A 26,569-nucleotide genomic window follows, 5' to 3' on the forward strand; every position below is an offset into this window, starting at 1 on the left:
ACAGACGACATCCCTGAGTGCAGGCATAGGCGTTGGTGACATCTGCCGCCCCTCTACGGCGAAGTGTAGCTCAGGGCGGTATCGAACACGGCAGCTGCTTTGGGGCTCAAAACGCCTGATCAGGTCAGGCGTTTATAGGCAGCAAGAGAAACGCCTTTTTACCGCCCCGGCCGCCCAGTCTTGCCCTTCGTCCGCCCCTTGCGCCTCTGCTCGCCGGGATCCTCGTAGCTCCCGACACCCGTCTTGCCGCGTACCAGCGGGCGCACGTCGTCGCGCTCCGGCTGACCCTCAAGCAACGGCGAAAACCGCTTCGTGCCCATAGACGCTTCCGGCTTTTCCGGCACATGCCCGGTCACCGGCTTTTCCGTCCGGCCAACGGTCATCTCGTCCAGCGTGTTGCGGCGGAAGAGGCTCTTGCCGTCGGCGGGGGTGGCGACGTGGCGGCCCATTTCGTCGAGGTGGGGTTTGGCGAAGTAGGTGGGTGTGGCATCCCCCTCTGTCCTGCCGGACATCTCCCCCACAAGGGGGGAGATCGATTTGCCGCGCCCTTTGCCTTCCATTGACTTGGCCTCCTCGCGGGCGAGCGGGTCGTCCATGGCGGCGAGTTCGACGGCCTTGAGGCGTTTGATTTCGTCGCGCAGGCGGGCGGCCTTTTCGAAGTCGAGGTCGGCGGCGGCGTCGCGCATGGACTTTTCCAGGGCGTTGAGATGGGCCTGCAGGTTGTTGCCGACGAGGTTGCCGCCATCGGCGAAACCCTTGCCGGAGGCGCCGGAGATATCGGCGCGGACGTGGTCGCGTTCGTAGACCGAGTCGAGGATGTCGGAGATCTTGGCCTTGACGCTTTCGGGCGTGATGCCGTGCTCCTGGTTATAGGCCATCTGCTTTTCGCGGCGGCGGGCCGTCTCGTCCATGGCGCGCTGCATGGAGCCGGTGATGTTGTCGGCATAGAGGATGACCTTGCCGTCGACGTTACGCGCTGCACGACCAATGGTCTGGATCAGCGATGTCTCGGAGCGCAGGAAGCCTTCCTTGTCGGCATCGAGAATGGCGACGAAGCCGCATTCGGGAATATCCAGGCCCTCGCGCAGCAGGTTGATGCCGACGAGCACGTCAAAGGCACCGAGGCGCAGGTCGCGGATGATCTCGATGCGCTCCAGCGTATCGATATCCGAGTGCATGTAGCGCACGCGCACGCCCTGTTCATGCAAATATTCGGTGAGGTCCTCGGCCATGCGCTTGGTCAGCACGGTGCAGAGGGTGCGATAGCCCTTGGCGGCGGTCTCGCGGATTTCGCCGAGCACGTCGTCCACCTGGCTGCGGGCAGAGCGCACCTCGACGGGTGGATCGATGAGGCCGGTCGGGCGGATGACCTGTTCGGCGAAGACGCCGCCGGATTGTTCCAGCTCCCAACTGCCCGGCGTGGCCGACACGGCGATCGTGTCCGGGCGCATGGCGTCCCATTCCTCGAAGCGCAGCGGGCGGTTATCCATGCAGGAGGGCAGGCGGAAGCCATATTCGGCGAGCGTCGCCTTGCGCCGGAAGTCGCCGCGATACATGCCGCCGATCTGCGGAATGGTGACATGGCTTTCGTCGATGAAGACGATGGCATTGTCAGGGACGTATTCGAAGAGCGTCGGCGGCGGGTCACCGGGGTCGCGGCCGGTGAGATAACGCGAATAGTTTTCGATGCCCTGGCAGGAGCCGGTCGCTTCCAGCATCTCGATATCGTAACGGGTGCGCTGCTCCAGGCGCTGGGCCTCCAGCAGGCGGCCGGCCTTTTCCAGCTCCACCAGGCGGCCCTTCAGCTCTTCCTTGATGGATTTGATCGCGGCATTCAGCGTCGGGCGCGGGGTGACATAGTGCGAATTGGCGTAGATCTTCACCGATTTCAGGTCGCCGGTCTTCTGGCCGGTCAGCGGGTCGAATTCGGTGATGGCGTCGATCTCGTCGCCGAACATGCTGATGCGCCAGGCGGCATCCTCCAAGTGGGCCGGGAAGATCTCGATCGTGTCGCCGCGGACGCGGAAGGAGCCGCGCTGGAAATCCATGTCGCGGCGTTTGTATTGCTGGGCCACGAGATCGGCCAGCAGCTGGCGCTGATCCAGCCTATCGCCGACATTCATCTGGAAGGTCATGGCCGTATAGGTTTCGACCGAGCCGATACCGTAGATGCAGGAGACGGAGGCGACGATGATACAATCGTCGCGTTCGAGCAGCGAGCGCGTGGCCGAGTGGCGCATGCGGTCGATCTGCTCGTTGATGGAGCTTTCCTTCTCGATATAGGTGTCGGAGCGCGGCACATAGGCTTCCGGCTGGTAATAATCGTAGTAGGAAACGAAATATTCCACCGCATTGTCGGGGAAGAAATTCTTGAATTCGGAATAGAGCTGGGCGGCCAGCGTCTTGTTCGGCGCCAGGATGAGCGCCGGGCGCTGCGTTTCCTCGATCACCTTGGCCATGGTGAAGGTCTTGCCCGAGCCGGTGACGCCGAGCAAAACCTGGCTGCGCTCGCCGCTCTCCAGCCCGCTGACGAGATCGCGGATCGCCGTCGGCTGGTCGCCGGCGGGCTTGTATTCCGAGGCCATGCGGATGGTGATGCCGCCTTCGGATTTATCCGGCCGGGCAGGGCGGTGCGGCGTCCAGATCTTGCCGTTCTTGTGCAGCGGGTTGCCGCTCTCGATCAGCTTCGACAACGCCTCGACCGTGGCGGTGACGCCGCCGGGGGAGATATTGCTGGCATCCTCGAGCGAGATATCGAGGCCGGCCACGGGATTCAGGCCCGCCGCGGCACGAGTTTTTGGGTCTGACGAACCGCCGATGGAGACCCCACGCGCCGTCTTGCTGACGGTGGCCTTTTTGTTGACGCTGACGGCCTCGGTATGCTTGCGCGCCTCGTTCTCTACCTTCTTGCGGTGCTTGCCCGCCTTGGAGGCGATTTCGCGTTGGCTTTCGATGCCAGCCTGCTCCGCATCGGCCTCAAGCTGCTTCACCCAGTCGGCGACCGAGCCGCTGAGCGGGGCGCCTTCAAAGGACGATTGGGGAGCTTCCTCGAAACCGGTCGAGGCGGGGGATTTCTTCGGAGATTTTGCCATGCGCGGAATATGGCTGTTGTGGTGCAGAAATGGAAGGGGTTGAGAGTACAAAAGGGAAACGAATGAATCGTTCGGGATTTTGGAATAGTGGGATTTCTGAAGAAACGTCTCGTGAAACAAAAAGGCCCCGCCCCAAACCCCTCCCCACAAGGGGGAGGGGCTTAAACTGCCGCGCCCGCCTTCCACATGTCAGACGTTTCGGAAGAGGTGGGGAGAGCGCCCCAAGTTAGTCCCTCCCCTTGTGGGGAGGGGTTGGGGAGGGGTTTTTGCCACTCCATCACGCCGAACGCTGATCCGCCGGCCCCTCGGCCCGCGCCAGGTTCAGGGCGCTATTGATCAGCCCGATATGGCTGAACGCCTGCGGGAAATTCCCCAGCATGCGGCCAGCGGCCGGATCGTATTCCTCCGCCAGCAGCCCGACATCGTTGCAAATATCAAGCAGCCGCTCGAACAGTTTCAGCGCATCCTCGCGGCGGCCGATCATGTTCAGCGCATCGACGAGCCAGAAGCTGCAGGCGAGGAAGGCGCCTTCGCCTGCTGGTAGTCCGTCGTCGACCTCCTGCGTCTCGTAGCGCAAGAGCAGGCCATCGCGTCTCAGCTTGCGCTCGATCGCCTCGACGGTCGCGATGTAGCGCGGATCATCCGGCGGGATGAAGCCGACCATGCCGAGATGCAGCAGGCTGGCGTCCATTGCCGTGGAGCCGTAGGCCTGGGTGAAGCAGCCGAGCTCGGCATTGAAGGCCTTCTCGCAGACCTCGGCATGGATGCGATCGGCGACGGCGCGCCAGCGGGCGGCGGCTCTGGGATCGCCGTCGTCCTCGGCGATCTTGACGGCGCGGTCGAAGGCCACCCAAGCCATGACCTTGGAATAGGTGAAATGCTGGCGCTCGCCGCGCACCTCCCATATGCCCTCGTCGGGCTTAACCCAGACCTTTTCGAGGAAGGGCAGGATGGCGGTCGCCAGTTCGCGCGTGCGATGATGCGGCGGCAGGCCGCCCTTGCGCGCCTGCAGCATGGCGTCGGCCACCTCGCCATAGACATCGAGCTGCACCTGTTCGGCGGCGGCATTGCCGATGCGCACCGGCAGCGAGCCTTCATAGCCCGCCAGCCAGGGCACCTGCCATTCCAGCAGATTGCGCTCGCCGGCCACGCCATACATGATCTGCATCTGCGCTGGGGCGCCGGCGACCGCGCGCAGCAGCCAGTTGCGCCAGGCATGGGCCTCCTCGTAATAGCCGAGCTTCATCAGGGCGAGCAGGGTCAGCGTCGCGTCGCGCAGCCAGCAATAGCGATAGTCCCAGTTGCGCGGCCCGCCGATCTTTTCCGGCAGGGAGGTCGTGGCGGCGGCGACGATGCCGCCGGTCGGCGTGTAGGTGAGCGCCTTCAGCGTGATGAGCGAGCGCTTCACCTGTTCCGTCCACTTGCCGACCTTGGGGCATTTTGCGGCGAAGGACTGCCAGAATTCCTCCGTGTCCGGCAGCGCATATTCCACCTGCCGCCGGGCCGGCTGCGGCAGATGCGAGGGGGACCAGGTGAGGGTGAAGACCTGGCTCTCGCCCGCGGCAACGGAAAAGGAGCCGACCGTGCTCAGGCCGCGGCCTTTAAGCGGAACGGCGCAATTCAGCGTCAGCCTGTCCGGACCTGCGATCGCGGTAATGCCGCCGTCTTCGCCATGCGTCACCCAGGGAACGGTCCGGCCGTAGTCGAAGCGCAGGTTGAGCTCCGTCTCGAAGGTCACCGTGCCGCTCTTGCCCTCGACGATGCGCATCAGATCGCTGGTATTATCGCGCAGCGGCATGAAGTCGATCAAAACCGCGGTGCCGGTCTCGGTCCGAAACTCGGTTTCGAGAATGAGCGTGTCGTCCCGGTAGCGGCGGGTGACACTGACGTTTTCACCTGGCGGTGACATGGACCAGAAGCCGTTATCCTTCGTGCCGAGCAGGGCGGCAAAGCAGGCGGGGGAGTCGAAGCGCGGAAAACAGAGCCAGTCGATCGAGCCGTTCCTGGAAACGAGTGCGGCGGTTTCGCAATCGCCGATGAGCGCGTAATCCTCAATCAGTGCCGACACCGGTGCCTCCTGAACATACCAGCCGGATTTTAGGTAGGGCTTTTGTGGGGAGGTCAACTGTCGGGCCGGTGGGTTGAACGCGGCGGGATAGGTGGTGCAGGTGCCTCAAACTCGCTGTGGCAAGGACAGGACGCAAGATGCGTTGGTGCCCGTCGCCCCCCCAGGGTAGAAGGGACCTCGCCGCTACGTCCCGCTCCCCATTGAAGCGTCTCGTCCCAAAGCATCTCGTCCCGTGGCGACGGGTGCCGCGGATTCCCCCTTCGCCCCCGCAGAAGGTGGCCCGGAGGGCCGAATGAGGGGGCCACGGCGCACCACATTGCTTGTTATCCGGCCCGATGAAGGAGTTAGCCCATGACTGCTCTTACGCCTTCGGTCACCTCCAGCGGGCACGCTACAGCAACAGCCGCTCCAGGCTGCCCTGATCCTTCACCCCATGCTGATAGAAATGCAGGATCTGGATCGCCAGTTCCTCGCGTTCGCTGTCGGTCGAGATATGCCTTGCCTCGCAGATATGGTCATAGACGCGCTGACAAACGGCCACATCCTCTTCCTGCATCGGCGTCTGGCTCGCCGACATTTTCTCTCTGATCATCGACTTCCCTCATCCCCGGCCCTCACACGTCCCCCCGGGAACGTTGTAGGGCGCAGATTGCATTCTTCAACGAGAAGGAGATCACGTCATCGTGCGGCCCCTGGTCTGCCCAGAGGATTCTTTCAAAGACCGTTCACAATGTTACACGCGTAATAGAAACAGAGCGGCGCTTGCGGTATAGAAGGAGAAGGGCAATCCGCTTAGGAGCCCGGAATACCCTTCTCCACTGGTTTTGCAGCATCCAGCGTGGGGTATTGTAGACCGGAATGATGAAACCGCCATTTCACTTTTTGAATCGCGGCGAATTATTTCAGGCAATGCTTAACAGATGCCCGGCAATGCTTTCTGCCGGGCATTTGCATTATTTTTGCGCAGTAAAAACCGCGATTTGACTGGACTTCCAATCGCTTGTGACCGGCCTTGCTCAAGACATTCGCGGCCGCGCCGGCGCCGTGGGCCGGAGGGGCGCGATTTCGGCGGGCGTTGTCGTTACCCAACGGCTGCAGAATCCCGCCCGGCTTCCGCTAAGGCCGAAGGCGCTATCTGCATCGTGCTGCAGCCCATCTTACCCAAGGCGAAAGCCACCTTGCCTTACATCAGCTACTCAGATTGGGCGAGGGCGGAATGCGGCGCTTATCCCTGCCGGCTTCTTCCGCTTTTCCCGGCGTAAAGATATCATCGGCGCAGACGTCCGATGCAATCAGCAGCCGCAGGCAAGGCTCGCCATTCCTAAAGGGGGAAAGCGCAGAGCCGCCAGGAAGCAATGGAGGGACAGATGATTTTCCGACAGCTTTTCGACAGTGTTTCCGGCACCTACACCTATCTCATCGCCTCCAGGCGCGGCGGCGAGGCGCTGATCATCGATCCCGTGCTGGAAAAGGTGGATCGCTACATGCAGCTCGTGCGCGAGCTGGACCTGAAACTGGTCAAGGCAGTCGATACGCATCTGCATGCCGACCACATTACCGGCCTCGGCGCGCTGCGCGACCAGACGCATTGCATCACAGTGATGGGCGAGCAGACCAAGGCGGATGTCGTCGCCATGCGCGTTGCCGAAGGCGACCGCGTCACCATCGAGGGCATCAGCCTCGACGTGCTCTATACGCCCGGCCATACGGACGATTCCTATTCCTACCTGATGGGCGACCGCATCTTCACCGGCGATACGCTGCTCATCCGCGGCACCGGCCGCACCGATTTCCAGAACGGCGATCCGCGCGCCCAATATGACTCGATCTTCAACAAGCTGCTCCGCCTGCCGGAGGAAACGCTGCTCTTCCCCGCCCATGACTACAAGGGCGACACGGTCTCCACCATCGGCGAGGAAAAACGCTTCAACCCGCGCCTGCAGGTGAAATCGATCGACGAATATGTCGACCTCATGAACAACCTGCACCTGCCCAACCCCAAGATGATGGACGTCGCCGTCCCTGCCAACATCCATGTCGGCCTCCACCAGGACGAGATCGCCCGCAAGGGCTGGGCGGTGAGCGCGAAGGATGCGCTTGACCTGCGCGGGCGGAGCGATGTCGTCATCGTCGACCTGCGCGAGAGGAGCGAGCGGGAGCGGCATGGCGTGATCCCGGGCTCGCTGCATGCGCCCTATGCGGATCTGCAGGAGAACTTGTCAGCGGGCGGGATGCTGCATGAGCTGGCGGCGGCGACGGGGAAGAGGGTCGTGTTTTACTGTGCGTTCGGGGAGCGGTCGGCGATGGCCGTGCAGGCGGCGCAGGATGCGGGAATGGGGACGGCGTGTCATATCGAGGGTGGGATTGATGCTTGGAAGAAGGCTGGGGGTGTAGTGGGGGAGTGAGATCGAACGAAGCAGAATTCCCGGTTCGGAAGTATCCAGCGTTCAATAATTCAACAAGAGTCCCTGCGCAGAAATTCAGACGTTAAGCAATTCAACCGTCCGATAGAGCTACTAAGCAAAATAGCTAAAGGCACGTAATGCGTGTTGCCCAGCCGCACTGCAGCCTGTAACCTCCACTGGCAACGATTGCATTTTTGGATTCTCAGGATGGCAAGCAGTTTCTTTTTTCTTCAAGCCGAAAAAAACGATACTAATAAGAATCTCATCGATCAAATTGAAAGGTGGGCTGACGAAACAAAAACGCAGGCGTACGTTATAGATCGGCCGCTTGGCGATAGTAAATATTCATATGACCATGATAATTATATCGTTTTATTATCACCTAAGCGTCGGATTACTTTTATCGATTTCTCCGGCGATGAAGACTCTTTTGATTCTTTCGTTGATGATTTCATTGAAGATTTGGGCTCAATCTCCGACAAGTATCGATACAAGGAATCTATCGGAAGACCCAGGTCATGGAAGAGGGATCTGGTTAGTAAATTTCCTTTGGGGAATTCTCTCAATCTGCAATCGATTCAGGACGAAGTGTGGATCGAAGATCCAGCCAAACAGCGTATTGCAGAGCTTCTAGTTTCTCTTCTTTCTGGCAGCATCAACGACATCGAAAGAGTGCGTGCCGACCCACCTGGAAATCTTCTCGAGAAAGTAAAACGCAAAATCCTCCTGTTTGATGGGGATCAGACACGATTTGTTTATCAGAAATTAAAGAAATCCCCGATTCGAATACAGGGTCTTTCGGGCACTGGAAAGACGGAGCTGTTACTCCATAAGCTTAAGGAACTTTACATCCAGAGTCCTGATAGCAAGATCGTTATGACATGCCACAATAGGATTTTGGCCGATAGCCTAAAACGGCGAATCCCAGATTTCTTTAACTTCATGAAAGTGGAACAGCAAATCAAATGGGATGAGCGCCTTTGGTGTGTCCATGCTTGGGGCTCATCGAACGATAGGAACTCTGGGACTTATCGCTACATCTGTGATTTCTATGGAATTCCATTTCAGCGATATAGTTACTCGGCGACATTCGATCGGGTATGTGCCGCGGCGCTTGCGGCGATAAAAGATTTTAAGGAAAGGAAATACGCTTTTGACTATATTCTAATTGATGAAAGTCAAGATTTTCCGGAGTCGTTTTTTCAGCTTTGTGAATATGTATGCAAAGAGACTGTTTTCATTGCTGGTGACATATTTCAAAGCATATTTGATGAGACCATTACTGCCTCGATTTCTCCCGACTTCCTGCTAAGCAAGTGTTATAGAACCGATCCCAAGACACTGATGTTCGCCCACTCCGTTGGAATGGGCCTATTTGAATCCCGGAAATTAAGATGGCTTGAAGACGACGAATGGGTGAAGTGCGGATATAGCGTCGAGAAAAAGGCCGGCGATTCGTTTTATCGATTGAAGCGTGAACCGCTGCGTCGGTTCGAGGACATAGAAAAAGAAAATATCGATTGTGTTGAGATCGTAGCGATCGACGGTGAGTTTACGGTTGCCGCAGCGAAGTCTGTTGTCGAGATCGTTCTCCGGATTTCGCATGAAAACCCGACCCTTACTGCTGATGACGTGGGAATTATTCTCCTCGATAACAACAACCGGACATACGCTCTAGCAGACATGTTGGAACAAATGATCCCGCGCGCCACAGGTTGGAATGTTAACAAGGCGCACGAGACTAAACAGAGGATTAAAAGCCAGTTATTTGTCAGTAACAGAAACAATGTAAAAGGTTTGGAGTTCCCCTTTGTTATCTGTGTTACCGGTCAAATCGGTCAGTCATATGCGTACAGAAATGCGTTATATATGACAATTACGCGGTCATTTATTAAATCATTCCTTGTTGTATCAAGTGTTGCAAATAATTCAGTTTTAGAAAATCTTAGGTCTGGACTTAAGGGTATCAATGAGCTCGGGTATATTGAAGTTCAGCCTCCTAGTGAAGCGGAAAAAGAGCGGATACGTACGACTATAAAGCACTCAAACGCAAATGAATCATTTTACGATTTTGTCCAGAAAATTTTCGACGAAATAGATGTTTTGCCGCTCTTTAGGTCAAGGCTACTTGATGTTGTCAAGAATACAGTAGGTGAAGATTTTGACCACGATAACGTATTCATGGTGGCTGAATTCAACTATAAGATGATGCTGGAGCACGGCGATCTTGAAGACATTTGACTTTAAGCTTGATAGATTCCAGCTAAACCAACTGTTTTCGCCGGTGCGAAGCAAGGAAGATATTATAAAGATATGGATGCGTTCCATTAAGATAATGACAGCATATGTCGAGCCAGAAGCCGAACTGGTAGCGGGATTTATGCGTCTCCATGTTGATCAGATGAGTCGACTTTTCTTTATTGATGAGAATAAGGTATTTTCGGTAAATTTCCCCTTTTTTACACAGATTGCAGAGGACGAAATACGTTTTAGTTCGTTATCTTCTGGTTGTGTAGACAACAAGATTACCTCTGAAGTATTGTCGCTAATAACTACTCACAATATACTTTCCATTAGCGATATTTATGTTTTTCTCGACCCAATTTCCGCGTCCTTAGAGGTTGATTCATCGATGTGGGGGCTTTTTAAGTATCTGATGATTTGTGACGACGGATATCTTCGGTTTGATCACGATATTGCGCGTGAAAATGGAAAGTTGCATCCTAAGAACCATATTGACGTCTTCTATTCAAATGCCACAACTTTTAAGATAGGGTTAGAGGACCGAATGTCACTTGGGGACTTCACCGATATGTTGGATACGGGTACCGACTGTCATTTTCTGCGTCGATAGAGGATTGTACCGCGACTTTGTAGCACTCTAGCAGTCCGTACTCGGCGCGCTCCGATAGAGGCTTATCCATCGGAGTAGGTTGTCGCCCTAACCATGCCCGATAAATCCACCCCCGAAACCCTGAGCCAGCGTATCCACGCCCGCCTTCTCGCCAAGAGCCAAGGCCCGGCATGGAGCACCATTTCCGTCCATCTCCTCTCCCATCAGCCGCTGGAAACCAATCTCCTCGTGCCCGCCGTCGCCGAACCATTGCTGGTCTGGATCGTCTCCGGCTCGGCGCGCATCGAGGAGCGCGACATCGGCGGCGAATGGATGTCGGTGGAGGTCTCGGCGGGGGATTTTTATCTGACGCATAGCGAGACGCCCTATGAACTGAGATGGGAGACGAGCGCCGGCGAGGCGCTTTGCGTCATGCATCTCTATCTCGGGCTGCCGATCTACCAGCGGGCGATAGCGGAGGTTTTGGGCACCGAGGGCGCGGAGCGGTTTCGGTTGGCGGATGTTTCGGGGGCGCGGGACGAGGCGATTTCGGGGTTGATGGGGATGATCCTGAAAGAGTTGACGGATGCCGCTGAGCCCAGCGAAATGGCGGTGCAGGGCGTTGCGCAGGCGCTCGCCGTCCATCTCGTGCGGCATTACGGCAGGCGGGATGGCGCAGCGCCGGCCCGGCGCGGGGCGCTGCCGGCCTTCAAGCTGCAGAAGGTGGTGCGGATGATGGAGGCGGGGCTCGGCCGGGCCTTCAATCTTGAAAGCCTCGCGGCCGAGGCAGAGCTCAGCCCCTTTCATTTTTCCCGCGTCTTCAAGCAATCGACCGGTGCTTCGCCGTCGGATTATTTCATCCAGCTGAAGATGGACAAGGCGCGCCGGCTGCTGCGCGAGACGGATGCCAGCATCATCCAGATCGCGCTCGATCTCGGCTATTCCAGCCCCAGCCATTTCGCGCAGGTGTTCCGCCGGCAGGTCGGTGTCAGCCCGCGGGATTATCGCGGGTAGGGTTTTGGGGACGCAAGTCCCGCTGCGTAATGCTCTCTTTTCGCAGCAAATGCCCGACAGTTTAAGCAAGCGGCCGAGCGCAGGCATGCGGGTGTTTTTCTAGTCTGCTCCCCGTCGAAACCAACCGTCTCAAGGACGGCAATGAAAGGGAAAGACCATGTCTATCGAAGGAAAAATCGCCCTCGTCACCGGCGCGTCGAGCGGTATCGGCGCAGCCACGGCGCTGAAGCTTGCGGCCAATGGCGCAAGGGTCGGCCTTGCCGCGCGCCGCACCGACCGGCTGGAAGAGCTCGTCTCCCGGATCGAAAAGGCAGGCGGGCAGGGCATCGCATTGGAGATGGATGTCGTGAACGCCGCTTCGGTCGAAGCGGCTGTTTCCAAGCTGGCGCAGGCATTCGGTGGCGTCGATATCCTCTTCAACAATGCCGGCCTGATGCCGCTTTCGGATATCGAAGCGCTGAAGGTGGATGAATGGCAGCGGATGGTGGACGTCAATATCAAGGGCGTGCTGAACACCACGGCCGCCGTGCTGCCGCACATGATCGGCCAGAAATCCGGCCATATCGTCAACACCTCCTCGATTGCCGGCCGCAAGGTCTTTGCGGGGCTTACGGTCTATTGCGCGACGAAACATGCGGTCACGGCGCTGTCGGATGGCATGCGCATGGAGCTTGGCAAGAAGCACAATATCCGCGTGACCTGCGTGCAGCCGGGCGCTGTCGACACTGAACTTTACGACCAGATCTCCGATCCGGCGGCGCGCCAGCAGATGGAAGACCTGAAGACGCAGATGGAGTTCCTCAAGGCCGAGGATATTGCCGAGACAGTATTGTTCGCGCTGCAATCGCCGCCGCATATGGATATTGCCGAGGTGTTTGTAATGCCGACACAGCAGGCTTGGTGATAGAGACCGCCCGTAACATATCCCGGCTTCCGCGGCAGGGCCGGGATATCCGGTCTGGAACCGGCAGGCAGATATCGCCGCCGTCCATTTGCTTGCTCCGAAAATCTTGATGAACAGCCACGTCCAATGGCATTCATCGCGTAGAGCGGGATGGATTGAGACGTTCGTTTGCCGCAGGTCGACCTCTTCGTGTTGGCTTATCTCGTGGGCATGCTCCTCGGGCATGTCCCGTTCCTATTCGGCTGCGTCGCGGGGATACTGATGGTCTGGAAAAGCATCCTTTCGGTTCCCTTGTACCTCTTCTTCTTCTTGATCTACGGCACGAACGCCTATCGGCTCCACAAGCGGCCAGTCTTTTGGTCAGGCATGATGTTCTTTTCCGCCGTGTTTCTGTCGGCTGCTCTCTCCACGGCGTGGTTCTGGCATGCGGGCGATCATCAAGCGTTCCTGACGGTAGCGCCGCTCGCAGTGCTCGTTCCGTCTCTGGCTATGTCGTGCCTGTGTTTCGCCGTGCTGATCAGGCGCCGTTTTCCGCAAGCGCTCCGAGGAAAGGATGTCTGACGCGGCGGCTTCTGCTGGACTCCTGCACCTAAGCGATGCCTCGCACCGCCCATGCCACGCTCTCAAACCCACGCGGCCCGTCTTCTGACCTGCCATCGAGATAAGCCGCCTTCAGCGCCTCCCGCAGCCGTTTCTGCCTCGCCTCCGGCAATGCCTCGAAGAAGGCCGCAAACCGTCCCTGCCCATAGACCTTCGGCAGGTAGAAATCATCGAAACCGGCATAGTCCATCATGATCGTCAGCCTTGCCTCGATGACATCGGCAAAGCCGGCGCTGGCAAACAGCGCCCGCAACTCGCCCTCTGATGTCATTGGCCTTGGGCCTGACGGAATGCCGTTGCCTTCGCCTTCGGGTTCGAGGGCGCGGATCGTGTTCCAGAAGAGGCGCCAGCTCGGCATGCCGTCATGGGACCAGACGGCGGCGGCAGCGGTGGCGCCCGGTTTCAGGACGCGGCGCATTTCGGTGATGGCCTTGTCGGCGTCGGAGACGAAGTGCAGGACGAGCAGGGAATAGGCGGCGTCGAAGCTTTGGTCTTCATAGGGCAGGGCGCAGACGTCGCCCTGGCGGGCGGATATCCTCGGGTCGTCGGTGCGGGTACGCAGCGCGGCGACGAAATTTTCTTCGAAATCCAGGGCTTCGATGGCGGCGAGTTCGGGGTGGGTCGATAGCGCCAATGTCAGGCTGCCGGTGCCGCAGCCGGCGTCCAGCACGCGGCCGTGCGAAGGCACGCCGGCGAAGGCGAGGAAGGGGTCTGCGAGCTTGCGGCTCCAGCGGCCCATGGTGGCTTCATAGGCCTCGGCGCCTCTGGCGATGAAGGTGGACGGCATTGGGCTTCCCCGGCGTTTGTGCTTGTGCCGGGCGGATATAGGGCGGAGGATGTGTGTGGGGAGGCTTGATCGCCGGCGGCTGAAAGTCCAGGCTTTAGTGCTTCAGCCCACCCGCAAAATCCGCGCCTCCACCGGCTGCCCGATACCCTTCAACGAGAGCATCCGCATCTCGCCGTGGTCCGCAAGCCCCGGGGCCTGAAGCGCGGTTTCCGCCGATATCAGGATCTCGCCCGGTGCGGCCTGCGATTCCAGTCTTGCGGCCTGGTTCACCACGCCGCCGATCGCCGTGAAATCGCTGTGGAAACTGGAGAATTCGCCGATCTGCACCTCGCCGGTATGGATGCCGACACCGACGCCGAGCGGTTCTCCGACGTCGATCTCGGCGAGAGCTTCGGCGCAGGCGCGCTGGATTTCGAGTGCTGCCATGATGGCGGCTGCGGCATGGTCCTTGCGGGTGATCGGGAAATTGAAGATCGCCATCAGCCCGTCGCCCATCTGCTTGTTGACGATGCCGTCATTGGCCCAGATCGCGCCTGCCGAACGGTCCTGGAACAGGCTGACGATGTGGCTGAGTTCGACGGCGCCGATGCGTTCCGACAGACCGGTATAGTTCCTGATATCGGCAAAGAGGATGGTGGCGCCTGATGTGATCTGGCGCTGCTTCTTCACATATTGGAAGGAGCGCTCGCAGATCGTGCAGATGTCGGGGTTCATCTTGCTTCTGGTGATGCCGAAGGCGCGGAGCGGCAGCGAGAGCGGGCCGCCGATCGGGATCGGCATATGCATCTGGTCCCAGCAGCCGCGGCAGATGCCGGCGCTGCCAGGTTTTGCGTGATGCCCGATCGCTGTCGTGGTCGTCATGGCCGCAATCCTCTTAATATGGCAGCTTCCGCCAGTCCGGCGGGTTTGGCAACAGGGAATGCTTCCGGTTAGGCGACGACGGTGGGCAGGATGTTGCGCGTCTGCGATGCTCTTGACCGCGGCCGGCGGGGCACCACTTCATTCGTCACTGAAAGCGGAGGGCCCCGTGCACAGGTTCGATCATTATCTGGTTTTCATCCTGCTGGCGCTCGGCGGCGGGCTGCTGATCGGCCTGATGAGCCCTTCGGGCGAATGGTACGCGTCGCTTGCCAAGCCCTGGTTCACGCCGCCGAACTGGCTCTTCGGTCCCGCGTGGACGATCCTCTACTTCCTGATCGGCATCGCCGGCGCGCGGACCTTCGAGCACAGCCGCAATTCACCTCTTATGGTCGTCTGGGTTGCGCAGCTCGTCCTCAACTTCGCCTGGTCGCCGGCCTTTTTCGGCCTGCAGCGTCCCGCACTCGGCCTCGTGATCATTATCGCCCTGCTGGTGATGATCCTTGCTTTTATCGGGCTGTCGTGGCGGCGGGATCGTCTGGCATCGGCGCTGTTTATTCCCTACGGCCTCTGGGTCGCCTATGCCACCGCGCTCAATGCGGCTGTTGTCGCGATGAATTAAGGTTCGTTCCGCTTGTCGTGGTGCCGACAAGCCCTAAAAATAAAGGGGGCACCGTCCCGGTTACGTGTCGCTTTCTTGGGGGAGGCTGCGATGGCTTCGAGTTTCAATGTCGAAAGTGCCGATGGTTACGAGCGGCTGATGGGGCGCTGGAGCAAGCGGCTCGCGCCCGGCTTCATTGACTTCGCCGGGCTTGCCGATGGCGAGAGCATTCTCGATGTCGGCTGCGGCACGGGGAGCCTGACCTTCACGCTTGCGGAACGGCCCGGTCTCAAATCGATCTCGGCTATCGATTTTTCGCCCGTCTTCGTGGAGGCGGCAAACCGGCGCAACGCTGACCCGCGCATCACCATTCAGGAGGCCGATGCCTGCGCGCTGCCCTTCGAGGATCAGAGTTTCGACCGGGCGCTTTCGCTGCTCGTCCTGCATTTCGTGCCTGACGCCGGCAAGGCGGTGGCTGAGATGCGCCGCGTCGTGCGGCCGGGCGGCACCGTGGCCGCTGCCGTCTGGGATCATTATGGCGGCATGTCCGGCATGCGGATGATGTGGGATACGGTCGCCATGATCGACGCCAATGCGCGGGCGATGCGCCATCGCTATTGCTTCCAGCCGATGATGCGGCCGGGGGAAATGAAGGCGAGCTTTGCCGCCAACGGCCTCGTCGATGTCGAGGAGACATCGCTGACCATCCGCATGGAGTACGATTCCTTCGACGATTACTGGGCGCCGATCGCCGCCGGCGAAGGGCCGCTCGGCAAATATGTGGCGGGGCTGGATGCCTATACGCGCACGAGGGTCGATACCGCGGTCAGGGAAGCCTATGAGGCCGGAGAGCCGGACGGGGCGCGCTCCTTCGCCTCGGTCGCCTGGGCGTGCCGGGGTAGGGTGCCGGGCTGAGGCCAGCTGCAGTCAGCGTCCGTCACCGACTGCCGCCCTCAGGTCCGGCGGAAACACTGCGACTGGCTCTGGCCGTCAGCGTCCTGCGACTGCGACTGGCCGCCGTCAGCTTCGGATATCATTCTGCGGGCGCTGCCTTCGATCGTCTCGCTGCCATGCGGCGCCGTCTTCGGAACACCGACCTCGGGCTCATCGGCGGCAGATTGTCCTGACGTATAGGAGCGTACGCGCGGCGTGCCGTTGCTGAGATCGCGCTTGCCGACAGGAGCCGCCTCGTCCGAGACGGTGGAAGAGTCCATTGCGCGCTCCGTGGCGGTCCGGTCGGGAGCGAAGGCATCCTCCGTCACCGTCAGGTCGTCCTCGGCAGCAGCGCGGCGGTCATGGGCGGGGGCGGCTGAAGCCTCGCGCGCATGGCTTGCCGTCCAGCCTTCGCGCCGCCATTGATCGGCCCGCTCATCCATGTCGATTGAGCCTTCGTCGTCCAGGATGTCATGCGCGGTCTCGTAGCTGGCATCGTCCACCTGCACGGAGACGAGGAAGCCGCCGCGGCGCAGCCCTTCGGCATAGACGGCGCGATCGTCATCGGGAAATAGCCAGCCTCCCAGCATCGACCAGAAGCCGCGTCGGTCGTCGCTTGCGACATTGGCGGCGTTGTCATCGGCCTCATAGCCGGGAAGGAAGCGGATCGAATCTGCCGGAATGCCCGCATCCTCGAGCCGTGCGAGCGCCCGTTCGGCATCAGCGCGGCTGTCGAAGAATGCGGTAAGCGCGCTCACCTGCGTGCCGGCGGCAGAGGTCGGGATGTTCTCGTTGCGGAGATTGGCCATGTGAATGACTCCCTTTGCTTCGCTTCATGGAATGCGCGCAAGGCAAGCCCGCGCCTGCAGGCGGCCTCGGCTGCTCGTAGCATGAGAACAGCCACGATTCCGGAAGGTTCCATGACAAAGCGCTTGCCACGGTCGTTAGCGGCGGTGCGCGGACCTGCGGCGGAAATCGACGGTGATGACGTTGAGGCCGACGGAGTGCTGAGCAGCTGCCGGAATATCTCCCGGCTCCTTGGAGGCTGCTGGAATTTGCACCTTTTGCATCTCGCCAGCCGTCCGCAGGTCCCGCACGGTACAATAGAGCTGCGCCACCAGCTTGCGATAGTAATCGACGATGCGCTGATGCTCCTCGCGTGAAATGTAGCGTTCCTCAAACCACTGGACCATGACATTCACCGATTGGCTGAGGGAAGGAAACGTTCTGCGATGGTCAGCGGTTCCGGCGAGTTCCGGATATGGTTAGCGCTTCACTAAAGGGATTGAGGCGGCGCCTCCATCGGCTATCTGAGCTTCGCCAGCACACTCGCCGCCGCTCTCAGATCCGGCGTGTCCCGCCCTTCCGTAAGGCGCTCGAAGATCGGCCGCAGCAGCGCCTCGGCATCCGCTGCGCGGTTTTGCGCCGCCCAGAGCAGGGAGAGGTCGGTGGCGGCGCGGATTTCCCAAGCCTTTGCGCCCTGCACGCGGCTGAGATCAAGCGACTGGGTGAAATAATCCTCCGCCGACCTGTTGCTGAGTTCGGGGGCAGCACGCAGGATCGCACCTCTGAGCCGCAAGAGTTCCGACAGATAGGAGGTGTAGCCTTTTTCCTCGATCTGTACCGCCGCTTCCTCCGCAAGCGTCCAGGCTTCGGCAAAGCGGCCTGTGGCGGCAAGGCCTGTGGCGACGACGATGTGGAAGCGGATGGTGAAGAGTTCGAAACGGGTGGCGTGGAGTTTTTCAAGATGGCGCTGCAGTGTGACGACGCCATTTTCGATATCGCCGCGGCGGATGGAAAGCTCGGCCTTGAAGGCATTGCCCATATGCAGATAGGGGCCCGTGGCATGGGTTTCGGCACGGGCGATGAACCAGTTCAGATGCGCCTCGGCAAGATCGAGATCACCGACCCAGAGGAGGGCCGCCACGGCGTTGATGACGATTGCGAAAGCAACGGGGTGGCGCATGGCTTCGGCTTCGCGAATTGCTTCGGCGATCGCCTCGCGCATCTGGTCGGTATGGCCCTGCAGCCAGAGGGCCGTGACCCAGCCGATGCCGGCCCAGCTGTAATGGTCGAAACCGTAGTGGATCTGGCGGCTTGCCGGCGGATTGTCCGGTTCGAGGACGGTTTCGAGTTCGGTGCGCGCCCCGGCAAGTTCTCCCATGATGCAGAGCGATACACCCATCAGGGTGTGTGCCAGCGCCGATGCCGAGGGATCGCCGAGTGTCGCGGCGATATCCGCGCAGCGCTTCGCATAGAGCAGGCACTGCCGCTGTTCGCCGCTGCGCAGATGGTAGAAATAGATGGGACCGATGAGGCGCACGGCATTCAGGTAATCGCCGCGCATTTCGGCAATCTCGAAGCTTCGGTTCAGCGCCGCGACGGTCGCCTCGTGATGGCCGCGGGTGAACATCATGGAGACGCCGAGCGAGGCCTGTAGCTGCATTTCCTCGCTGCTGCCGCGGGTCGTCTCGTTCAGCGCCTGAAGTGCGCGTTCGGTCCAGCGATGGCACTCGGTCAGCAGCCCCATGGCCCGGGAGACGGGAGCGGCAGCTGCCGCAAGTCCGATGCCGACCTGCGTGTCGCCCCTCTCGCTAAAGCACCAGTCGAGCGCGGCACGCACATTGTTGAGCGCCGCAAAATGCGGCGCGCGTTCCATGCCGGTAGACAGGGACGACCATTCGCTGCCGTTCTGCTCGAGCCAGCGGCGGTAATAGCTGGCGTGGCGGCTGGAAAGCTCGGTCCATTCGGCTTTATCGGTGCAAAGCTCGAGTGCATAGGCGCGGGTCGTATCGAGCAGGCGGTAGCGCATCATGGCGCCAAGCGGACGGGCGGCGACCATGGATTTTTCGACGAGACTATCGATCGCCTCGAAGACGGCGGCACGGTCGAGCGTTTCGTTGGTCACCACTTCGAGCGCGGCATCGAGCGTGAAATGGCCGACGAAGACGGCGAGCCGGCGCAGTACCGTGCGTTCGAGATCCGAGAGCAGGCTGTAGCTCCAGTCGAGGGTCGCCTGCAATGTCTGCTGGCGCGGCGGAGCGGTGCGCAGCCCGTGCCATAGGAGTGTGAGGCGCTGGTCGAGAAGGGCTGCGGTCTGTTCCAGACCATAGGCCTCGACGCGCCGGGCGGCGAGCTCGATTGCCAGCGCCACGCCATCGAGCTTGCGGCAGATAGCGCCGACGATCGCCGCTTCCGCATCGCTGACATCAAGACGAGCGCCATTCGCCATTGCGCGTTCGATGAATAATTGCGTTGCCGGAAACTGTTCGATGGAGCTGACGGAAAGGCCCGACGCATCCGGAGGAGGATAGCCCAGCGCATCCAGCCGATAGATTCGCTCGCCCTCGATGCGCAGGGCTTCGCGGCTGGTGGCGAGCACATGGACGTCGGGTGCAGCCTCCAGAATGGTCGCGACCATCGCGGCAATCGCCTCGATGAGATGTTCGCAGGTATCGAGCACCAATAGGAAGTGCTTGCCGCTCAGGAAGCGAACGATATCCGGCGTCGGGTCCTCGGCCTGTACCGGCAGGCCGAGCATGGAAGCGATCGAGGTTGCTGCCAGATCCGGTTCGGCTATCACGCTGAAATCGACGAAAAGCACATGGCCGGCGAAATGATCGGCGACCTGATGAGCGGCGGCGACCGCCACCGTCGTCTTGCCGACGCCGCCGGGGCCGACGATGGTGACGAAACGGGAATCCGTCAGCTGTGCCGCGAGCTTCATTACGTCAACGTCGCGTCCGATCATTCGGCCGAGCCGCGGGGGAAGATTGGCATGCGGAAAATGGCTTGTTGCGGCGGGCTGGTCGGTGCGTTTGACAGGTGCGTGCGCGACGGGAGCAACGAAACAATAGCCGCGGCCGGCGACCGTGGCGATGTAGCGGGCGCCACCCTGGCCATCGCCGAGCGCCTTGCGCAGTCCAGTCATATGGAAGCGCAGGCTGCCTTCCTCTACCAGCGCATCGGGCCAGACCTGCGCCATCAGATCTTTCTTGCTGATGATCTCGTTGGGGGCGGTGACGAGCGCAATGAGGATATCGAGCGCCCGTCCGCCGAGCTCGACGGGCATGCCGTCTCTGGTCAACAGCCTTTCGTTGACGGCTAGCCGGAACGGGCCGAAGTGAAATCCGCCAATATCCTCGTCCACCCCATTCGCCACGCCGTATCTCCCGCACCAGCCCGGTGGCCGGCGAACTTTAAAGCAACTGGCCGGCCCGCGCCATACACCGATCGCGGCTGTTTCGGCTGACGGAACAAGCTACGCGAACCCCGATTTATCGTGGGATCGTTAGTAGCCGTTTTGCGGATCACCGCATGCGGCTCGCAAGAGCTAACAGCGCCTCACAAGCGCTAACGGGCTATCGGCGGCTTTCTCTCGTAGGTTTCAGTCAGCACTGAGGTGCAGCTGAAACATCGCGAACCGAGGAGATTGCCATGCATATCGAAAGGGAAGAAATCGATCAGGACCGCCGCATGCTTCTGGGGGCGGCAACGCTTGGACTGGCCGCTGCCGGCACGATGGCGTTGATGCCGTCACCACTGGCCGCAGCGACGGACCCCGATGCCATCCGCCCGTTCCAGGTGAAGTTCAAGGACGAACAGCTGAAGGATCTGCACCAGCGGATCGCCGCCACTCGCTGGCCGGACTGCGAGACAGTGTCCGACGATACACAGGGCGTGCGGCTCGACACCATCCAGAAAGTCGCCAAGCACTGGAGGGGCCATGACTGGCGCAAGGCCGAAGCCCGGCTCAATTCCTTCCCGCAATTCATGACCGAGATCGACGGCCTGGATATTCATTTCATCCATGTGAAGTCAAAGCACGAAAACGCGCTGCCCATCATCATCACCCATGGCTGGCCGGGCTCGATCATCGAGCAGCTAAAGATCATCAAGCCGCTGACCGATCCTACCGCCTATGGCGGCACCGAGGCCGATGCCTTCCATGTCGTCATCCCTTCGCTGCCGGGCTATGGCTTTTCGGGCAAGCCAAAGGAGGCAGGCTGGAACCCGCCGCGCATCGCCAAGGCCTGGGCCGTGCTGATGCAGCGTCTCGGTTATACCAAATATGTCGCCCAGGGCGGCGATTGGGGCAATGCCGTGACCGAACTGATGGCGGTGCAGGAGCCTGCCGGCCTCATCGGCATCCACACCAATATGGCAGCCACCGTCCCAGCCGATATCGCCAAGCTTCTGTCCTCGGGCTCACCGGCGCCGACCGATCTTTCCGCCGACGAAAAGCGCGCCTATGAACAGCTCGCCGATTTCTACAAGAACGGCCTTGGCTATGCGATCGAGATGAACAACCGGCCGCAGACGCTTTACGGCATCGTCGACTCGCCGATCGGCCTCGCCTCCTGGATGCTCGACCACGATATCAGAAGCTACCGGATGATCGCTCGCTCCTTCGACGGGGAGAAGGAGGGCCTGACGCCTGACGATATCCTCGACAATGTCACGCTTTACTGGCTGACGAATACGGCGATCTCGTCCGCACGGCTCTACTGGGACAATGCCCATTTCCCCTCGGGCGGTTTCTTCGATCCGCGCGGCATCAAGATCCCGGTCGCCGTCAGCGCCTTCCCGGATGAAATCTATCAGGCGCCGCAGAGCTGGGCCGAGAAGGCCTATCCGAAGCTCATCCATTATGCACGGCCGGAAAAGGGCGGCCACTTTGCCGCCTGGGAGCAGCCGGAGATCTTCACCGCCGAGCTGCGCACCGCCTTCAAGTCGTTGCGCGAGCAGATCTGACCTCCCAAGGGCGGCGCGGCGACCCCGCGCCGCCTTCCTACAACTCGCACTTCACCCAGTGGAGAAAGACCATGCGCGACAACCAGATCGTCGATTCCAGCTTCACCGCCATCATCAACGTGCCCATCGAAAAGATCGATATTCCGAGATGGTGCTTCACGCTGCCGGAGAAGGAATATCAATCCTGCTCGCCGGCCCATATCGCCGCAGGCTTTACGACTGCGCCTGACGGCACGCGCATGTCGATCAATGTCGAGACGATCGGCGGCAGCCTGATGGTGCAGCACTATGTCGAAACGCTTGCCGAGCGAGATCACCTGATCCTCGATTCCGACTCCGACGTCTTCACGCCGACCGGCCGCATCACCATCCATGTGACCTGGGAGCTCAGCGTCAGGGCAATCGATGCCGGCAGGAGCGAATTCACCAACCGTGTTCAATCCTTCGCAACCGACGAGATGATGGCCTTCCTCGACCGGCAAGGCATTCCCTTCGACATCTTCCGCACGCAGCGCCAACCGATGTCGATCGCCCATAACAAGGGCGAAACGCCTCTCTTTGCCGCCAGCATCGAGCGCTTCGCGCTTCGCAATCAGCCGTCCAAAGCGGCCTGAAGCCAGGGAGAGTTGCGATGACAAACCTTTCCTACGAGCGCGACATCACCGGGCTTCTGGTGGTCGACCCATACAACGACTTCATTTCCGAAGGCGGCAAGATCTGGCCGCGCATTCAGGCGGTTGCCGAGGCCAATGACTGCGTGCCGCATATGGAGCAGATCCTGAAAGCGGCTCGTGAGGCGAAACTGCCGGTGTTCTTCGCCATGCACCATCGCTACCGCGAGGGCGATTACGAGAACTGGAAGTATATCGCCCCGATCCAGAAGCTCGCCTGGAACCGCCGCACTTTCGAACTCGGCACCTGGGGCGGCGAGTTCAAGGCGGAGTTCGTCCCAGTCGCCGGTGAGGTCGTGGCGTCGGAACATTGGTGTTCCAGCGGTTTTGCCAATACCGATCTCGACAATCAGCTGAAAAGACGCGGCATTCACCGGCTGATCGTCATCGGCCTGATCGCCCATACCTGCATCGAGGCGACGGTGCGTTTCGCCGCCGAGCTCGGCTACGACGTGACGGTCGTGAAAGACGCCGTCGCCGATTATTCCGACGAGATGATGCATGCCGCGCTTGTCATCAACATGCCGAACTATGCGAGCGCCATCGTGACGACGGAACAGGTGGTCGCTGCAATCATGGCCATGCGCAACGCAGAGCCCGCGTGAACGCTCGGGCAGGTGCCCGCAAACCTTCATTTCAACCAATGTCTCAAAGGAGTGACATCGATGGATCAGCATTCGAAAGTTCTCTACACCGCAAGGACACACACAAGCGGCGGGCGCGAAAACGGCGTTGCCCGCTCGTCCGACGGGCGGCTCGACGTGCGCCTCTCCGTGCCGGGCTCGGCGCGGATCGGCACCAATCCCGAACAGCTCTTTGCCGCCGGCTGGTCCGCCTGCTTCGAAAGCGCGATTGGAATAATCGTGCAGAAGAAGAAGATCGTTCTGTCAGGGGATGTGACGATCGACGCCGAAGTCGATCTCAACCTCTCGGATGGCGGTTACTCGCTGACGGCGCGGCTCAACGTCGGCATTCCCGGCGTAGAGCGCGACGTGGCGCAGTCCCTGATCGAGGAAGCGCATCAGATCTGCCCCTATTCGAAGGCGACGCGCGGCAATATCGGCGTGACCTTCCAACTCGTTTGAAGGGCACGGCTCCAGGCTAAGAGACAGGGGAAACCCTCTATGAGGGCTCCCGCTTTCGCCCATTAGCACTATTCCCTCGTCACTTTTCTCCGCTACGTCCGCTCCAGACCCAAGACTTCAGGCAATTGGAATGATTGGTGCCGTCATCTGCATGACGGCGGATCATCGGTTTCACTCCTCATCAACGTAGCCCCAGCCAATCCCCAAGGCCGGGCCAATCCCAGGGAAGGACAGGCATCATGAAAGTTCTGATCGTATTGACCTCGCATGACCAGCTCGGCAATACCGGCAGGAAGACGGGCTTCTGGCTCGAAGAGCTCGCCGCTCCTTACTATGCGTTCAAGGACGCGGGCGCCGAGATGACGCTCGCTTCGCCGAAAGGCGGCCAGCCGCCGCTCGATCCCAAGAGTGACGAGCCGAACTTCCAGACCGAGCTTACGCGCCGCTTCAATGCCGACGATGCCGCCAAGGCGCGGCTTGCAAACACCGTCCGGCTCGACAGCGTCAACCAGGCTGACTACGACACGGTCTTCTATCCCGGCGGGCACGGCCCGATGTGGGATCTGGCCGAAGACCCGAATTCCATCAGATTGATCGAGTCCTTCATTGCCGCCGGCAAGACCATCGCCCTCGTTTGCCACGCGCCGGGCGTGCTGCATCGTGTCAAGAATGCCGATGGAACGCCCTTCGTTTCCGGTCGGCAGCTGACCGGCTTCACCAATGGCGAGGAGGAAGGCGTCGGTCTGACGAAGGTCGTTCCGTTCCTCGTCGAGGACGAGTTGCTGAGCCTCGGCGCGATCTTTTCAAAGGTCAAGGACTGGGGTGTTCACACGGTGACCGACGGCCAGCTGATCACCGGCCAGAACCCCGCATCGTCAGGCCCCGCAGCGCTCGTTCTGATCGACGCGCTTCGGAAGCAGGGCAAGTAAACCGTTCCATGCGACAGGCGCCTCTATCAGGCGTCGTCTCACCGAGGCCGCCTGATCGCCTGCACTGTAGCGGCTCCACCCGTGCCGGCATAAAAAAGATCGCCGCCATCGGATTCCAGTCCGGAAACGCCGGTGCCTTCGGGCATCTCCAGCCGCTCGAGCACGTCACCGGTCTTGGGGTCGATGCGGCGCACGTCGCTCCTGTCGTCTTCCCAGGTCGCGTGCCACAGTTCGCCATCCACCCAGGTCACACCCGTCACATGCCGCTTGGATTCGATCGTGCGCAGGATCTTGCCGGTCTCCGGGTCGATCTCGTGGATACAGCGGTCGCGATACTGGCCGACCCAGAGGCTGCCCTCGCACCAGGCAAGGCCGGAATCGCCGCCATTGCCGGGGGCCGGGATCGTGGCGACGACTGCGCCGGTTTCGGGGTCGATCTTGCGGATCTTGTCTTCGCCGATCTGGAAGAGGTAGCGACCGTCGAAAGCAGTGCCGGCATGCGAGGCGACGTCGATCGCGCGGATTTCAGCGCCGGTCTCAGGGTTTATGGCATGCAGCTTGTCGCCGGAGCCGAACCAGACCTGCCGGCCGTCATAGCTGACGCCGTTGACGCGCGGTGCGTCTTCAAAGGGGCCGTATTCTCTGACGATCTCTGCCTTCGCTGTCTTCATGGCTTCATCCTCACTCAGAAGACTAATGTTAATCGCTCGGCAGCGGGCCGGGGAGTAACAATGTTGTCGGGAAGCCGACGACCGGCGGCATCATCCAGCGCCGGGCGCGACCGTTGCCGAAAAACTGTACCTTACCGGCTTCGCTGAGCGCATCGAGTGCCCGCTGCACCGTGCGCGGACTGGTGGAAAGCGCGATCGAAAGCGCCGTGCTCGACCAGGATTCGCCATCCGAAAGAAGGGCGAGCAACGAGGCATGTTCCTCCTCGACCGGCGGGGTGAGCACGACGACCTTGCGGCCGTGAAGCGGGGTAAGCGCAAAGCCGCGGCTTGTCGCATTCAACTCGGCGAGGCTTGCAAGGGCGGCGCGCAGCCGGCCGATCTCGACGCGCAGCCGCGCGCGATGAGATTCGTCCGCATGACGGGCGCGGAAGGCGCGGGCAAGCAGCAGGGAGCGCGAGACATCATCCGGTGCTGCCTCGGCAAGCGTTCGCGCAAGGGCGAAGAGAACCGGGCGGCTGGCGAGCGGCACGATCTCGACGCCGGCCCGCACCACGTTGCGGCAGGCATCGACGACAAGTGCATCGGAGGCGAGCAGCGCCTCGACCTCTTCGAGCTGCAGCAGGCGTTCGCTTCCGCCATCGATCAGCCGTGCGGCCGGCGCTTCCAGAACGCGTGCTGCATCGAGCACCTCGACGGCAAGGGCGGGTATATTTGCCCTATGTGCCGCTTCGGCCGCCCTTGCGAGGGCCTCGCGGGCCTGTCCAGTGCGTAGCCGGCGGATGGCGACGCCGGCAACGGCGAGCTCATGTCCGGCGCGGGAGGCCGGCGGCAGCGGTGAGGGGTCGAGATCAGCCAGCAGCTTTTCGGCGGCATCGAGATGGCCGATCAGAAGCAGGCGGCGGATCTGCAGATTACGGGCATGGGCGGCATTGACGCGGTCGCCGCGCCTTGCAAGCGTGGCGCGGGCTGTTTCCAGCGCCTTTTCCGGCCAGGCGAGATCACGCGAGACAAGCGCAATTTCGGCTTCGGCGACGATGCAGCGGGCGCGCGCCACCGCTTCGCGCGGGCCGAAGGCTTTGGCGGCATTTTTGAGCAGCACCTTGGCGCGGCCGAGATCGCCGAGCTGGGCCATGGCAATGCCGCGCAGCGCCAGCGCCGGCGGGTCATCACGCAGCGCCACGCGCTTCATCGCGCCGATCGGATCGCCCATGGCGAGCGCCTGTGCGGCAGCTGTAATCAGCGAGTCCATAGGAATCCCGTCACACTTGTAACTCCCACCCCTCGTCCATCAAGACCTAAGTTATTCCGCATCGGCAGGCAACGGCCCGCCGTCACGCATGTTTTCAAAGGAAGTGAGGAGAAGA

The 26,569-nt window shown here is 60.7% G+C and carries 23 protein-coding genes; 13 read left to right on the forward strand and 10 right to left on the reverse strand.

Annotated elements, in window-relative coordinates:
• Nucleotides 1-158: 158 nt before the first annotated feature.
• The 3 genes from uvrB to FHX15_RS09990 all read right to left on the reverse strand — a co-directional run bounded on the left by uvrB (nucleotide 159) and on the right by FHX15_RS09990 (nucleotide 5,752).
• Complete coding sequence (uvrB, locus tag FHX15_RS09980; protein ID WP_184396216.1) at nucleotides 159-3,092, reverse strand: excinuclease ABC subunit UvrB; 2,934 nt, start codon at nucleotides 3,090-3,092, stop codon at nucleotides 159-161.
• Between the two features lie 277 nt (nucleotides 3,093-3,369).
• Nucleotides 3,370-5,160, reverse strand: a complete 1,791-nt coding sequence (locus FHX15_RS09985; RefSeq protein ID WP_184396219.1) for a glycoside hydrolase family 15 protein — start codon at nucleotides 5,158-5,160, stop codon at nucleotides 3,370-3,372.
• Nucleotides 5,161-5,551: 391 nt separating this feature from the next.
• Entirely contained in the window at nucleotides 5,552-5,752 is a 201-nt protein-coding gene (locus FHX15_RS09990; protein WP_184396222.1) for a hypothetical protein, read from the reverse strand.
• A gap of 775 nt (nucleotides 5,753-6,527) precedes the next feature.
• Here FHX15_RS09990 and FHX15_RS09995 point away from each other — a divergent pair.
• The 6 genes from FHX15_RS09995 (at nucleotide 6,528) to FHX15_RS10020 (ending at nucleotide 12,877) form a co-directional block, all read left to right on the forward strand.
• A complete protein-coding gene (locus FHX15_RS09995) occupies nucleotides 6,528-7,565 on the forward strand; it encodes an MBL fold metallo-hydrolase (protein WP_184396225.1) in 1,038 nt (345 codons plus the stop codon).
• A gap of 207 nt (nucleotides 7,566-7,772) precedes the next feature.
• The gene (locus tag FHX15_RS10000; RefSeq protein WP_184396228.1) at nucleotides 7,773-9,806 is read left to right on the forward strand and encodes a DEAD/DEAH box helicase; all 2,034 of its coding nucleotides are present in this window, start codon (nucleotides 7,773-7,775) and stop codon (nucleotides 9,804-9,806) included.
• Nucleotides 9,793-10,419 (forward strand): hypothetical protein, encoded by a 627-nt coding sequence (locus FHX15_RS10005; protein ID WP_184396231.1) that lies wholly within the window; start codon nucleotides 9,793-9,795, stop codon nucleotides 10,417-10,419. Before FHX15_RS10000 ends, FHX15_RS10005 begins: the two co-directional genes overlap by 14 nt.
• Nucleotides 10,420-10,512: 93 nt before the next feature.
• Complete coding sequence (locus tag FHX15_RS10010; protein ID WP_184396234.1) at nucleotides 10,513-11,412, forward strand: helix-turn-helix domain-containing protein; 900 nt, start codon at nucleotides 10,513-10,515, stop codon at nucleotides 11,410-11,412.
• A gap of 157 nt (nucleotides 11,413-11,569) precedes the next feature.
• Nucleotides 11,570-12,316 carry an SDR family oxidoreductase gene (locus FHX15_RS10015; RefSeq protein WP_184396237.1) on the forward strand — a complete coding sequence of 249 codons (747 nt, stop codon included), beginning with the start codon at nucleotides 11,570-11,572 and terminating at the stop codon, nucleotides 12,314-12,316.
• Between the two features lie 168 nt (nucleotides 12,317-12,484).
• Nucleotides 12,485-12,877 carry a hypothetical protein gene (locus FHX15_RS10020; RefSeq protein ID WP_210290646.1) on the forward strand — a complete coding sequence of 131 codons (393 nt, stop codon included), beginning with the start codon at nucleotides 12,485-12,487 and terminating at the stop codon, nucleotides 12,875-12,877.
• 28 nt (nucleotides 12,878-12,905) lie between these two features.
• Here the strand turns inward: FHX15_RS10020 and FHX15_RS10025 are convergent, their stop codons facing one another.
• Both FHX15_RS10025 and FHX15_RS10030 read right to left on the reverse strand, forming a co-directional pair.
• The gene (locus FHX15_RS10025; RefSeq protein WP_184396243.1) at nucleotides 12,906-13,703 is read right to left on the reverse strand and encodes a class I SAM-dependent methyltransferase; all 798 of its coding nucleotides are present in this window, start codon (nucleotides 13,701-13,703) and stop codon (nucleotides 12,906-12,908) included.
• Nucleotides 13,704-13,805: 102 nt separating this feature from the next.
• Nucleotides 13,806-14,564, reverse strand: coding sequence for an adenylate/guanylate cyclase domain-containing protein (locus tag FHX15_RS10030; protein ID WP_184396245.1), 759 nt, complete (start codon nucleotides 14,562-14,564; stop codon nucleotides 13,806-13,808).
• Between the two features lie 166 nt (nucleotides 14,565-14,730).
• On the opposite strand from FHX15_RS10030, the gene FHX15_RS10035 reads away from it, so the two are divergent.
• Together FHX15_RS10035 and FHX15_RS10040 are read left to right on the forward strand one after the other, a co-directional pair.
• Nucleotides 14,731-15,183: a TspO/MBR family protein gene (locus FHX15_RS10035; protein ID WP_312861811.1), complete on the forward strand. Its 453-nt coding sequence runs from the start codon at nucleotides 14,731-14,733 to the stop codon at nucleotides 15,181-15,183.
• 90 nt (nucleotides 15,184-15,273) lie between these two features.
• A complete protein-coding gene (locus tag FHX15_RS10040; protein ID WP_184396251.1) occupies nucleotides 15,274-16,077 on the forward strand; it encodes a class I SAM-dependent methyltransferase in 804 nt (267 codons plus the stop codon).
• A 38-nt stretch (nucleotides 16,078-16,115) separates the two neighbouring features.
• On the opposite strand, the gene FHX15_RS10045 is transcribed toward FHX15_RS10040, so the two are convergent.
• The 3 genes from FHX15_RS10045 to FHX15_RS10055 all read right to left on the reverse strand — a co-directional run bounded on the left by FHX15_RS10045 (nucleotide 16,116) and on the right by FHX15_RS10055 (nucleotide 20,257).
• Nucleotides 16,116-16,904, reverse strand: coding sequence for a hypothetical protein (locus FHX15_RS10045; RefSeq protein WP_184396254.1), 789 nt, complete (start codon nucleotides 16,902-16,904; stop codon nucleotides 16,116-16,118).
• Between the two features lie 135 nt (nucleotides 16,905-17,039).
• Entirely contained in the window at nucleotides 17,040-17,288 is a 249-nt protein-coding gene (locus FHX15_RS10050; protein WP_184396257.1) for a hypothetical protein, read from the reverse strand.
• A gap of 113 nt (nucleotides 17,289-17,401) precedes the next feature.
• A complete protein-coding gene (locus FHX15_RS10055; RefSeq protein ID WP_312861812.1) occupies nucleotides 17,402-20,257 on the reverse strand; it encodes a winged helix-turn-helix domain-containing protein in 2,856 nt (951 codons plus the stop codon).
• A 359-nt stretch (nucleotides 20,258-20,616) separates the two neighbouring features.
• On the opposite strand from FHX15_RS10055, the gene FHX15_RS10060 reads away from it, so the two are divergent.
• The 5 genes from FHX15_RS10060 to FHX15_RS10080 all read left to right on the forward strand — a co-directional run bounded on the left by FHX15_RS10060 (nucleotide 20,617) and on the right by FHX15_RS10080 (nucleotide 24,534).
• Nucleotides 20,617-21,849 carry an epoxide hydrolase family protein gene (locus FHX15_RS10060; protein WP_246778934.1) on the forward strand — a complete coding sequence of 411 codons (1,233 nt, stop codon included), beginning with the start codon at nucleotides 20,617-20,619 and terminating at the stop codon, nucleotides 21,847-21,849.
• Nucleotides 21,850-21,920: 71 nt separating this feature from the next.
• A complete protein-coding gene (locus tag FHX15_RS10065; RefSeq protein WP_184396259.1) occupies nucleotides 21,921-22,463 on the forward strand; it encodes a hypothetical protein in 543 nt (180 codons plus the stop codon).
• A 17-nt stretch (nucleotides 22,464-22,480) separates the two neighbouring features.
• The gene (locus FHX15_RS10070; protein ID WP_184396262.1) at nucleotides 22,481-23,125 is read left to right on the forward strand and encodes an isochorismatase family cysteine hydrolase; all 645 of its coding nucleotides are present in this window, start codon (nucleotides 22,481-22,483) and stop codon (nucleotides 23,123-23,125) included.
• Nucleotides 23,126-23,185: 60 nt separating this feature from the next.
• Nucleotides 23,186-23,605, forward strand: a complete 420-nt coding sequence (locus FHX15_RS10075) for an organic hydroperoxide resistance protein (protein WP_184396265.1) — start codon at nucleotides 23,186-23,188, stop codon at nucleotides 23,603-23,605.
• Between the two features lie 239 nt (nucleotides 23,606-23,844).
• On the forward strand, nucleotides 23,845-24,534 hold the full coding sequence (locus FHX15_RS10080; protein ID WP_184396268.1) for a type 1 glutamine amidotransferase domain-containing protein: 690 nt from the start codon (nucleotides 23,845-23,847) through the stop codon (nucleotides 24,532-24,534).
• Nucleotides 24,535-24,572: 38 nt separating this feature from the next.
• On the opposite strand, the gene FHX15_RS10085 is transcribed toward FHX15_RS10080, so the two are convergent.
• Together FHX15_RS10085 and FHX15_RS10090 are read right to left on the reverse strand one after the other, a co-directional pair.
• Nucleotides 24,573-25,205 (reverse strand): PQQ-binding-like beta-propeller repeat protein, encoded by a 633-nt coding sequence (locus FHX15_RS10085; RefSeq protein WP_184396271.1) that lies wholly within the window; start codon nucleotides 25,203-25,205, stop codon nucleotides 24,573-24,575.
• A gap of 28 nt (nucleotides 25,206-25,233) precedes the next feature.
• Complete coding sequence (locus tag FHX15_RS10090) at nucleotides 25,234-26,454, reverse strand: helix-turn-helix domain-containing protein (RefSeq protein WP_184396274.1); 1,221 nt, start codon at nucleotides 26,452-26,454, stop codon at nucleotides 25,234-25,236.
• Nucleotides 26,455-26,569: the final 115 nt, after the last annotated feature.

The sequence above is a fragment of the Rhizobium sp. BK650 genome (genome assembly GCF_014195325.1).
Classification (GTDB): domain Bacteria; phylum Pseudomonadota; class Alphaproteobacteria; order Rhizobiales; family Rhizobiaceae; genus Rhizobium.